Annotated in this window: 9 protein-coding genes and 1 other annotated feature; all 9 genes read right to left on the reverse strand. The window is 38.1% G+C overall.

Features of this window, described 5'->3' with window-relative positions:
• Positions 1-135: 135 nt before the first annotated feature.
• Positions 136-1,791 carry a peptide ABC transporter substrate-binding protein gene (locus tag PYW32_RS11250; RefSeq protein WP_016174193.1) on the reverse strand — a complete coding sequence of 552 codons (1,656 nt, stop codon included), beginning with the start codon at positions 1,789-1,791 and terminating at the stop codon, positions 136-138.
• A 34-nt stretch (positions 1,792-1,825) separates the two neighbouring features.
• Positions 1,826-2,533 (reverse strand): gamma-glutamyl-gamma-aminobutyrate hydrolase family protein, encoded by a 708-nt coding sequence (locus PYW32_RS11255; protein ID WP_016174192.1) that lies wholly within the window; start codon positions 2,531-2,533, stop codon positions 1,826-1,828.
• A gap of 165 nt (positions 2,534-2,698) precedes the next feature.
• Positions 2,699-4,504 carry an FtsX-like permease family protein gene (locus PYW32_RS11260; protein ID WP_016174191.1) on the reverse strand — a complete coding sequence of 602 codons (1,806 nt, stop codon included), beginning with the start codon at positions 4,502-4,504 and terminating at the stop codon, positions 2,699-2,701.
• A complete protein-coding gene (locus tag PYW32_RS11265) occupies positions 4,494-5,243 on the reverse strand; it encodes an ABC transporter ATP-binding protein (RefSeq protein WP_016174190.1) in 750 nt (249 codons plus the stop codon). Before PYW32_RS11265 ends, PYW32_RS11260 begins: the two co-directional genes overlap by 11 nt.
• 127 nt (positions 5,244-5,370) lie before the next feature.
• A complete protein-coding gene (locus tag PYW32_RS11270) occupies positions 5,371-7,758 on the reverse strand; it encodes a DNA translocase FtsK (RefSeq protein ID WP_016174189.1) in 2,388 nt (795 codons plus the stop codon).
• A gap of 78 nt (positions 7,759-7,836) precedes the next feature.
• A complete protein-coding gene (locus tag PYW32_RS11275; protein ID WP_016174188.1) occupies positions 7,837-8,643 on the reverse strand; it encodes an amino acid ABC transporter substrate-binding protein in 807 nt (268 codons plus the stop codon).
• Positions 8,644-8,655: 12 nt separating this feature from the next.
• Positions 8,656-9,291 carry an amino acid ABC transporter ATP-binding protein gene (locus PYW32_RS11280; protein WP_016174187.1) on the reverse strand — a complete coding sequence of 212 codons (636 nt, stop codon included), beginning with the start codon at positions 9,289-9,291 and terminating at the stop codon, positions 8,656-8,658.
• A gap of 11 nt (positions 9,292-9,302) precedes the next feature.
• Entirely contained in the window at positions 9,303-9,944 is a 642-nt protein-coding gene (locus PYW32_RS11285; RefSeq protein ID WP_016174186.1) for an amino acid ABC transporter permease, read from the reverse strand.
• A 172-nt stretch (positions 9,945-10,116) separates the two neighbouring features.
• Positions 10,117-10,349 (reverse strand) — a binding site (T-box leader).
• Between the two features lie 133 nt (positions 10,350-10,482).
• Positions 10,483-11,703 (reverse strand): peptidase T, encoded by a 1,221-nt coding sequence (pepT, locus tag PYW32_RS11290; RefSeq protein WP_016174185.1) that lies wholly within the window; start codon positions 11,701-11,703, stop codon positions 10,483-10,485.
• Between the last annotated feature and the right edge of the window lie 13 nt (positions 11,704-11,716).

Here is an 11,716-nt window from a genome sequence, read left to right on the forward strand (position 1 = left end):
TTTCTGAAGTTAAGTTTGATTTTAATCAGTAATTATTAAAAATGCAAGATATTTTTTCTTCAAACTCTCAACATTTTCTTAAAAAAACGCCAAAAACCTCATTTAAAAGGTTTTTGGCGTTTTAAATTAATTTTCTTATTCTGTAACATACGCAGTTCTAAATGATACTGTTCGCCCAAATGGGAAGACTTGTAGGCCTTCTAAGCGATCTGTTTTCAAGTAAGCAACTGCTCCTTGGTATAATGGTAAAACAGCTGTATCTTCGCCAACTAAAAGTTTTTCCATCTTCAATAATTCTTGCCAACGAGCATCTGGATCATTGGCTAATGTCGTACGCGCATCTTGTAAGCCAGTATCATAGGTTGAGTTATTGTACCCTGCAGTATTCAACCCACTCTTAGAATCATAGAAGTTTAAGAAATCGATTGGATCTGCATAGTCTGGTGTCCAAGTCCCAAATACTAAATCAAATTCACCTTGCTTTTGTAAGTCTAAACGATTTTGCAATGGTACAGACTTCAATTCTACGGTTAATCCTGGTAGATTTTCTTCTAATTGTCCTTGAATAAATTCAATGGTTTTCTTCGCTAAAGCCGTATCAGCTGACAATAATTCTAAAGTAATTTCATCTTTACCCAATTCTTCTTTCGCTTGTTGCCATGATTTTTGCGCTGCCTCTACATCAAAAGGTAAAATATCGCCATTTTCTTCACGGAAATCTTCCCCACTCGTAGGATTCTTCGCAAAATCTTTTGCAACAAACCCATTTAAAGCTGTTGAACCATCCGCTAAAATATTTTTGGTAAAGTTCTCTTTATCGATTGCTTGTAAAATTGCTTGACGCACATGTACATTGCCTGTTACTTCACGTTTTTGGTTCGGGCTAATATAGCCAACTGTTGCTTTTGGTGCAAAGTTTGCTTGTTCAGAATTTTGGTATTGGTGCGCATAAGTATCTGCTAACAACGTATAATCTAATTGACCATCATCAAATAAGTTCGTTCCTGTTGCGATTTCCTTCACGACTTGAACGTTAATCGTCTCTAACTTCACATTGTCTTTATCCCAATATTCAGGATTTTTTTCCAATGTCCATGATTCGTTGTTGCCATTCCAGCCTTTAATGATAAATGGTCCATTGCCAACAAAGTTTTCCGCACTTGTACCATACGCTTTCCCTTTTTCTTCTGCAAAAGCTTTTTGTTTCGGCATAAATGGTGTACCTGTCAAGATTTGCGGCAAGAATGGTAAAGGATTTTCTAATTGTAATTCCAAGGTTTGATCATCTAAGGCTTTCACACCCAATTCAGAGACTTCTTTTTCACCTTCACGAATGCTACGTCCGTTTTTGAAAATATCCATACGATTGCTACTACTAGACGCTGTTTCTGGATCAACCACCGATTGGAAGGCATAAACAAAATCTTCGGCTTTGACTGCTGTCCCATCACTATACTTGCTGTCACGTAACGTAAACGTATAAGTTAACCCATCTTCACTGACTTCTGGTTCAGCACCGGCTAAAGCAAGCTCGGGATCATTGTTCGCATCTAAACGGTACAAGCCTTCTGTTAATTGGCCAATCATATCTGAACTATTAACATCCGTATACTGCGCACTATCTAATGTCGATAATTCTCCAGAAAGAGACACCGCAATTTCTTGTTTAACCTGTTCCACTGCGCCACTTTCATTTTCTGAACCGGCACTACTACTTGAAGTGGTACCTCCACCAAAACAACCTGTTAATAACAGGGTTGATGCAACTAACAAAAATCCTAGTTTTTTCATTGCATATTCTCCTTATCTTTTGGACACTTATTTTTTATAACGCATTGACGACATAATCAAAGACTTCCATTTCTTTTGGTTGTGTAGTAAATGCAAAATCGGGATGCCATTGCACACCCAATAATCGACGCGTTTTATTTTCAATTGCTTCTACTAAACCATCTGGGCAAAGAGCCGCTTCTTTAAATTCGCTTGCTACACGATTCACTCCCTGATTATGGAAGGAATTGACCTCTGCTTGTTCCCCATAAATTGAACGCAAAATACTAGTTTCTTTCGTAACTAATCCATGGGCTGGTTGTTCTTTGGGAATGGGATTTTGCATGTGGGCAATTTCAGTGTAAGAATGTAGTTCTTGCTTTAAATCACCACCAAAGAAGACGTTCATCAATTGCATCCCACGACAGACCGCAAAAACCGGTTTTCCTTGTTTTAATGCTTCGTCCATTAAAGCTAATTCGAATTGATCGCGTTTTTCTAAATAGCTTCCTTGAACGCTCTGTGTCTGCTTGTAATAATGCGGGGAAACATCTTGTCCGCCAGCTAAGATTAACTTATCAATGCGCGAAACATACTCTTTTGCCATATCTGCAGAATCAATCGGCATCACCATTGGCAAACCACCTGCTTGTTGCACCGCTTCGACATAGCCACTTGGTGTATACGTAATTGATAAATGATGTAAATTTTCGCCTGCATCAAGTGATTCATTGGCAGCAATTCCTACAACCACACGTCCCATTTGTCGTCCTCCTCTTTTAATAATGATATTGCTTAAAAGCATAGCTCGTTACTTTAAATAAGTCAACGAAGACGGTGATAGCATTTTTCTATTTGAATAGGCTTTCTTTTCGAAACAAACAGCAAAAAAAGAGTATGGATAACATCTCCCATACTCTTTTTTTGATTAAACAGTCACGCCTTTATAGACTTTTCTGAAGTAAAAAATACGCGCAACGAGGTAATAGATGAATTGAATCAGTAAAAAGACTCCTAAAACTTGCCAACCAGCAAGCTGCATACCCAAACTAAACATATGGTACATCGCGGTTAATGCCACCGCCCCATGGACGAACGAAACAATGATTGGTGTGAAGAATAGAATCCCCACTTGTTGATAAATCATTTTCTTCAATTCTTTTTTGGATAAGCCTAATTTATAAATCATTTTAAATTTCTCAATATCACTATCCATATCACTATACAAACGGAAGTATAAGAAACTTCCCGCAGAAACAAAGAAGACAATCCCAATGAAAATACCGACAAACAACACTGGAGCATAAGATTTAATGATACTGTCTTTCATATATTCAATCGATTGCACATTATACAAACCTTGTTCTTCTAAGCTTTGTCCCGCACGAATTTGCGCCTCTTTATCCCCTGTCGTTACCCAATAGGTCATTTGTGTGGCTTGTGGCATTCCTTCTTGTGAATCTGGTACCACAAAAGTGGGTAAAAAGACCGACATTGCTTCCGTTTCGACTAAATCCGATACTTGGTACTCTGTATTGTCAATTTTTACGGTTGCTTGCGCTTGTGTCGCATCAAACGGTGTCGACGATTTCAGTTGAACGGCATCCTCTTTGACAGTAATTGGTGCTTCCCCGACTAATTTCGCTGCTTTATTGTATTCTGATTCAGTGATAAATTCGTAATCTTCGGCTGTGTAATAGACAAAAGTTGCTTTTTCTGCAGTTAATTTTTCTTTGGCTAAGCTTTCATCCACTTTTTGCATAGTGTTCGCTTCATCATCTGTCGCTGAATAGCTATATGGTGCCGAACCAATTGCACCTAAAATAATTGATTGAAAACCATAAAGTGTCCCAATTGCCGCAAAAGCAACTGTCGAAATGACAGATACTAAAAAGAAACTACGTGCATTGTCTTTCATTCGAAATGCCAAATCAGAAAACACAACCATATTGGTTTTTTTCCAAAAAACAGATTCGCGTTTTTTAATTTTTTCGATAACAAAAACACTGAATTGATTAAATAGAAAGTTCGTGCCAAGAATGACAACAAAAACCACTGGTAAAAAGACCACCACAACACCCATACCTGGTGTTAATAACGCCACCGCATATCCGCCAGCGATTAAAAGCAACGCAAGGATACTTTTAATTGGTGAAACTTTAAAGCTCCCTTTTCCTAATTCACCTGCTTTTAACAATTCTTGAACATTTAGTTTTGGCAATCGAAATTGGATAAAGAAAGAAATCAAGAAAAACAAGATAAAAAATGAGACGATAGTTAAGCCTAAAGCTTTCATTGGAAAATAAAAACCAAAATCAATACCTAACGTCACACGCGATACCCATAAAATGATTTGCGAAAAGCCAATCCCAACAAGACTACCCAAAATCGTCGCAAAAAAACCAATGACTAAGTTTTCAATAAATACCATTTTCCGTAGCTGTTTCGGACTCATTCCTTGAATCATCAATAGACCGAATTCTTTTTTCCGTGATTGTAAAAAGACACCCATTGAATACATCACAAAGAAAAAAGCAAAACCATAAATAATAATCGCTGAACCTAACATTCCTGTTTGCACTTTATCATTTAAGTTTTCCGATAGCGATGGATGAAACGCCATGACACTAAAGGTAAAAAAGACCATCACTGAAAACAATGTACTTAGAAAATATGCCAAATACAAGTGTTTGTTGCGTAGCGTATTTCGCACAACAAATTGACTAAAATTCATTATCGACACCCTCAATTCTTGCTAAATCCACTAAAATTTCTTCGTAAAATTCTTTTTGTGTTCCCTGACGACGAACATCATGAACTAACTCACCATCTTTGATAAAAACAATCCGTTGGCAATAACTTGCTGCTAATGGATCATGAGTGACCAATAAAATCGTCGCTTGTTCTTCTTCATTTAATTGACGCAACAAACCCATCACATCTTTGGACGACTTTGTATCTAAATTTCCTGTTGGTTCATCCGCTAATAATAACTCGGGTTGATGAACCATCGCTCGAGCAACTGCCACACGTTGCGCTTGTCCACCAGAAATTTCAGCAATTCGTTTATTTAATAACCCTTCAATTCCTAAACGTGGGGCAATATCACGAACTTTTTTCTTCATAACCGCAACTTTTTCACCATCTAAAGTCAACGGCAAGACGATATTTTCTTCTACTGTTAAGGTAGGTAACAAATTAAATGCTTGGAACACAAACCCTAATTGCGTCCGACGAAATTGGGCAATCTTTTCTTGATCCAGCTCATTTGGATTCTTACCATTTAATAAAATTTTGCCACTTGTTGGTTGATCGATAGTAGCGATTAAATTAAGAAAGGTTGATTTCCCACTACCCGAAGGCCCCATAATCCCAACAAATTCACCATCTTTGACAGTTAAATCGATTCCTTTTAATGCTTCATATTGCATATTTTGACCATATACTTTGCGTAATTTTTCTACTTGTAACATCGTTAGACGCTCCTTTTATTTTTCTTAGTAACCTTAGTGTAGACAAAAAACGACTTACTGAACATTGATTGAAATAACAGTCAACGAACAATTTTGTCATATCAAAAAAACAGATGATTGCACGCAATCATCTGTCTTCTTCTTCATAATAGTCATTCACATCGGTTTCAGTTAATAATACCTTACGTGGTTTACTACCTTCTGATGGTCCCACAACGCCATTTGCTTCTAGTTCATCGACTAAACGAGCTGCTCGATTGTAACCAATACGGAAACGTCGTTGCAGTAGCGAAACACTAGCTGTTTGCATTTCGACCACTAAGTCTTTCGCTTGTTCATACAGTTCATCTTGTGGTTCATTTCCACCACCTGAAGCAATATCTTCTTCGGTAATCATCATTTTTTCTTCATAATTAGCACCTTGTTGATCGGTAACAAAAGTCACAACAGATTCAACATCCTGGTCAGAGATAAACGCTCCTTGCACACGAATCGGTTTATTTTCACCCATTGGTAAGAACAGCATATCTCCGCGTCCCAATAGTTTTTCTGCCCCATTGCTATCAATAATCGTTCGAGAATCTGTCCCACTAGAAACAGCAAACGCCATACGCGAAGGCACATTTGCTTTGATAATCCCCGTAATAACATCGACACTAGGACGTTGGGTTGCCAAAATCATATGAATCCCGGCCGCACGTGCCATTTGTGCCAAACGAATAATCGCATCTTCGACTTCATTACTTGCAACCATCATCAAATCTGCCAACTCATCGACAATAACTACAATAAACGGCAAAATCGGGTGTTTTTCTCCTGTCTCACGATTTTTTTGAGCAATCATATCATTGTAGCCTGTGATATTGCGGACACCTGTCGCCGCAAATTTCTCGTAACGTTCTTCCATTTCTTTTACGACTTTTTGTAAAGCTTGGGCGGCTTTTCGTGGATTTGTTACTACTGGAGTCAATAGATGAGGAATACCGTTATAGACATTCAGTTCAACCATTTTAGGGTCAACCATCATCAATTTGACTTCATGCGGTTTGGCTTGCATTAAAATACTGGTAATAATCCCATTAATAGCCACCGATTTCCCACTACCTGTAGAACCCGCAACGAGTAAATGGGGCATCTTCGTTAAATCAGCTGTCTGGACTTTCCCAGAAATGTCTCGCCCTAACGGCACTTCCAATAAGTTTTCAGGATGGGCTGGTGTTGCTTCAATCACTTCTCTAAAGGAAACCATACTTACTGCATCATTAGGAACTTCAATCCCAATTAACGATTTCCCCGGAATCGGTGCTTCCATTCGAATATCTTTCGCAGCTAAAGCTAACGCAATATCATCGGTCAGACTCACAATTTTGCTAACTTTTACGCCAACAGCTGGTTGAATCTCGAATTTCGTCACAGCTGGACCTAAACTCGCTTTGACAACTTTCGCATCCACACCAAAGCTTTCGAAGGTTTGTTCCAACACAGTGATATTTTTTTCGATTTTTTTGTATTCACTACTTTGGTCAGTTGGTGGCACAGCATTTAACAAAGTTGCTGGTGGTAATTCATAATCTTCATCTTCCACTTCTTGTAAAATGTCAAAATCCAACGGCTCACTATCTTCAGCAGCCGCTTTTTTCTTCTTCGGTTCTAGACGTTGCTCTTGCGCGGTTGGTGGTTGTTGAAAACTATCAATCGGCACAAAACTTAATTGTTCTGGTTCAATTTTCAATTCATTTGGCGTTTCTACCATCGTTTGTTCTTCTTCGGTCATTTCGCGCACTTGATTTTTTTCTTGTTCTTTTAATTCTGCTAAAATAGCTGCTCGTTCAGCCGCTTTTTTCTCTTCTTTTGCGACTTTTCGTTCATGTTTCTTCGCTTCACGTTGGGCTTGTTTCTCAGGGTCTCCCGCTAATAAAGGTTCGATAGCTGCTTTGGCATCTTGCAGTTTTTCAAGCAACTGTTGCGTAGTCATTTGACTGATAAAAAAGATTCCTGTCAACATAAGCAAAATTGCAATTAAATAACTGCCAATTTGCGAGACTAAAAAGTAACTAATTTGATATAAAGCCGCGCCAATCATACCACCGCCAACATTTTCAGCAACTTGACCCGCTTGAATATCTTGTACAAGTAAAGCCCAAGTTGTTTTGATAATATTGGTTTCACCATCTTGCAAGCGACCAAATAATTGTGCATGGAATAAAATCAAGACGCCTCCATAAAAGAAAAGGACACCAATGATTCGTCCGATACTCGTTAATTTCGCATTCGTGTTTTTAAAAATGAGCCAAACACTATAAGCTGCTAACGCCAAACACAAAATAGGATAGGTATTGCCTCCCAGCATCCGAAAACCGTTCGCAAGTAACGTGCCTAAAAATCCTAAGCGCATCAAACCAAATACGGCGAATAAAAAAAACAAGAAGCCTAAACCAATCAATGTCAATTTTTCTTGTTGTTGTAATTGTTTTTTTGTTTTTCGTTTATTTGAACGGCGTTTTTTTTGAGCCATGTCATCCTCCCTCTTTTCATCTTTTTCATTATACAAAAAAAAGAAGAGGAACACAAAAGCCCCCCATCTTTCTTACGTTTAATTTGGTGTAACGTCTTTTCCAAACCATTTTTCACTGATTTTTTTGAATTCTCCATTTTCGTGTAATTCATTTAAACCATCGTTGATTTTAGTTGCTAATTTTTCATCGTTTTTACGAACGCCTACTGCATAATCTTCTTGTTCAAATGAACTTTCAATTAAATTAAATTGATCCAATTTTTTCGCTTGTGTTAAATAATACTCTGCATACACACTATCAATTAATAACCCATCAATTCGTCCTGTTTCTAAATCGATAAAAGCTTCATTAAAGCTAGCATAAAGTGTAGCGTCATTATCTTTTACAATGTCTTGTAACACTTCCGGCTGATCTGTGAAAATCTTGTAACCAGAAGATCCTTCTTGCGCACCTAATACTTTGTCTTTCATTTTATCGAAAGTATCAATTCCAGAATCTTTTTTCGTCACTAGAATTTGATAACTCTTCATATAAATATCTGAGAACAACACTTTTTTCTCACGCTCTGCATTGATAGTGTAACCATTCCAAATCATATCGATTGTACCGTTATCTAATTCAGTTTCTTTCATTGACCAATCAATTGGTTGGAATGTTACTTTCGTATCTGTTAAGTCAAAAACGGCCGTCGCTAAATCTACGTCAAAACCCGTTAAATTCCCATCATCATCACGAAAGCCCATCGGTACAAAAGTATCGTCTAACCCAACGACTACTTCTTTTTTGTCTGCGCCACTGCTGACATCTGCTTTTTTGTCTCCTGTGCCACACGCACCCAATAATAAAACACTTGCTGCCATCAATAAACCAGTTAATTTTTTCATTTTTTCTTCCTCCTATTTTACCGGTGATACTTCTAAAAGATTATCTGCAATATTTTTTGCAAAATCCAAATCGTGTGTCACAACGATTTGTGTAACGCCTTGTTTTTTCAAATCTAAAATAAGATTTTCCACTTGTTGACGCAAAGCAGGGTCCAACGCACTTGTCGGCTCATCGTATGCTAGTACTCGCGGATTCATTGCCATTGCACGAGCGATTGCCACCCGTTGCTTTTGTCCACCCGATAACTGATAAGGGTATTGATTCAACAAGACTGCTAAACCAAGTTGTTCCGCTAATTGTTGGGCTTTTTTCGTGTAGACTTCCTTGTCTTCTTTTAACACTAATTTAGGCGCTAACGTGACGTTTTCAAACACGCTCAAATGTGGAAACAATTGAAAATCTTGGAAAACCACACCAACGACTTGTTCTTGTTCCTTGAGATTCATTGGGTTGAACTTTTGGCCATCTAATAAAAAATCACCACTATCAATACTTTCTAAACCAGCCAGTGTTCGCAACAACGTCGTTTTCCCTCCACCAGAAGGGCCAACAATTGCTAAAATACTACCTTCTGGAATCGCTAAATCTAAGCCATCAATGATGGTTCTGGAACCAAATGATTTTTTGATATTTTTTAGTTCTAACATCTTTTTCCCTCCTAACGGTAGTAATCCAAACGTTTTTCAATTTGTTTCAAGAGAACAGTGAAGAATCCTGTCAAGACGAGGTAAATAATCCCCACCCCAATTAATGGTAAGAGTGTTGCTTCACGCTCCATCGCAATTTTCCCAATACGCATCACATCGGATAAACCTAGGATATAGATCAATGACGTATCTTTGACCAAACTAATAACTTCATTGCCAACAGAGGGCAACGTAATTTTGCCAACTTGTGGAATAATAATTTTAGAAATCGTTTGCCACGGCGTTAAACGCAAGACTTGAGCCGCTTCGTATTGTCCTTTGGGAATGGATTGAATCCCGCCACGGAAAATTTCCGCAAAATACGCCGCATAATTTAAGATAAATGCAAAAACGGCGGCTTCAAAACGATCCAACACCACACCAACTGTTGCCAATCCATAAAAAGCAAAGATTAGTTGTAGCAATAATGGCGTCCCACGCATTAACCAGACATACGTTTGAACGATTGGTTTAAAAATTTTGGAATTACTACATAACACAAACGCGAATAAAATCCCTAATGGAATCGAACCGATGAGTGTAAAGAAAAATAATTGAATCGTTACACCAGTTCCTTTAAATAATTGCGGAAAAACTGAAATCAGAATATCCATTTTGTTCCCTCCTTGTATTTACCTACGAATCGAAAAAAAACCACGCAAGCTGCCGCCTGGTTTACCCAAGAGGACGCAGTTTACGTGGTTCCACCTCATTTCATCTTCTCTTCACAGAAAAAGATCTTCTATGGTTGTTGATAAAATAAAAAAAGTCCTCTAGCCGCATTGGCTAAAGGACGTAAATTACGTGGTTCCACCTTTTTTCATCTATTCCTCACAGAATAAATCTCATGAAGTTATCTATCAATAACCATCGCTGTAACGGGCTTCCCGGGTTTTCCTACTAGACTTCAAAAAACCGACTCCAAGATGTGTTTCACAACGAAGTTACTATCTCTTCTCACCAACCAGAGACTCTCTTTAAATAATCAACACTGTTACTCTTCTTTTCGATGTCTTTTCTTAAGTTGTTTCTTACTTTACATTCTTCTATGAAAGATGTCAATCTTTTTGTACAAAAAAAAGTCAGAAAATTCAATTTACTATACACAAAATCCTTGCACCTTTAGTTGATAAAGATACAAGGATAATCTGCCTATTGTTTAGCGGCTAATTTTACGATTTCCAACAATGTTTGACTCGCTTTTTCCATTGCTTCGAGTGTGATAAATTCATACTGCCCATGGAAGTTTTCGCCACCTGTAAAAATATTGGGTGTTGGTAATCCCATCATCGAAATTTTTGACCCATCCGTCCCGCCACGAAACGGCTGTACATTGGGTGTGATACCAATTGCTTGCATCGCTTCTTTGGCCAACTCAATCGATAGCGGATGTTTATCAATAACTTGACGCATGTTGTAATATTGATCCTCTAACTGATAGGTAATTCGAGGAACATCAAAACGGTGATTGATTGCGTCAATGATACCAACTATTGTTTGTTTCCGTTGCGCAAATTTTTCCTCGTCATGGTCGCGAATAATATAATTTAACGACGCATGATCGATTGTCCCTGCAAATTTCGTTAATAAATAAAAACCTTCATATTCCCGAGTTTTTTCTGGTACTTCGTCACTTGGTAATTGATTGTCAATTTCTTTCCCCAATTGGATAGCATTCACCATTTGTTGGTATGCCGTTCCCGGATGGACACTGGTACCAGCAATTTCAATATCAATTTTTGCGGCATTAAACGTTTCATATTCAAAATTGCCCACACGACCACTATCGACCGTATAAGCAAAGCGAACAGGAAATTTCTCTACCGGAAAACGATCCGCCCCACGTCCAATTTCTTCATCTGGTCCGAAAGCCACCCAGACATCGCCTCGCTCCAATTCTGGCTGAGCAATTAATTGACGTAACAATTCTAAAATTTCGGCAATGCCGGCTTTGTCATCTGCTCCAAGCAACGTTAAACCATTCGTCGTAATCAAGGTTTCTCCTACATAGTCTTTTAGGTTAGGAAACTCCGCTACTTTCATGACAATGTTAAGATCAGCATTTAAAATGACATCTTGCCCATCATAATGTTCAATCACTTGTGGTTGATTATTTTCAGCATTAAAATCAGCGGTATCTACATGCGCGATAAAACCTAACGCCATTTTATCCGGATTTCCTGCTAGTTTCCCTAAAACAAAACTATTTTCTTCGTCGTATGTCACATTGTCTAAGCCTAAATCACGTAAACGTTTCACTAAAATTTTAGCTAACACAACTTGACCCGGAGTAGTTGGTATTGTTTGTGATTTCTCATCTGAACGAGTGTTGATTTGTACAAATTCTAAAAAATCTGTTAGTAGTTGACTCACGTCTCTCATCCCT

This window comes from Enterococcus saccharolyticus subsp. saccharolyticus (assembly GCF_029023825.1).
GTDB lineage: Bacteria > Bacillota > Bacilli > Lactobacillales > Enterococcaceae > Enterococcus_F > Enterococcus_F saccharolyticus.

What these genes read in the sequence shown, in the direction of transcription:
- PYW32_RS11250 (WP_016174193.1), bottom strand. Translation starts at nt 1,791, where the DNA reads ATGAAAAAACTAGGATTTTTGTTAGTTGCATCAACCCTGTTATTAACA.
- PYW32_RS11255 (WP_016174192.1), bottom strand. Translation starts at nt 2,533, where the DNA reads ATGGGACGTGTGGTTGTAGGAATTGCTGCCAATGAATCACTTGATGCA.
- PYW32_RS11260 (WP_016174191.1), bottom strand. Translation starts at nt 4,504, where the DNA reads ATGAATTTTAGTCAATTTGTTGTGCGAAATACGCTACGCAACAAACAC.
- PYW32_RS11265 (WP_016174190.1), bottom strand. Translation starts at nt 5,243, where the DNA reads ATGTTACAAGTAGAAAAATTACGCAAAGTATATGGTCAAAATATGCAA.
- PYW32_RS11270 (WP_016174189.1), bottom strand. Translation starts at nt 7,758, where the DNA reads ATGGCTCAAAAAAAACGCCGTTCAAATAAACGAAAAACAAAAAAACAA.
- PYW32_RS11275 (WP_016174188.1), bottom strand. Translation starts at nt 8,643, where the DNA reads ATGAAAAAATTAACTGGTTTATTGATGGCAGCAAGTGTTTTATTATTG.
- PYW32_RS11280 (WP_016174187.1), bottom strand. Translation starts at nt 9,291, where the DNA reads ATGTTAGAACTAAAAAATATCAAAAAATCATTTGGTTCCAGAACCATC.
- PYW32_RS11285 (WP_016174186.1), bottom strand. Translation starts at nt 9,944, where the DNA reads ATGGATATTCTGATTTCAGTTTTTCCGCAATTATTTAAAGGAACTGGT.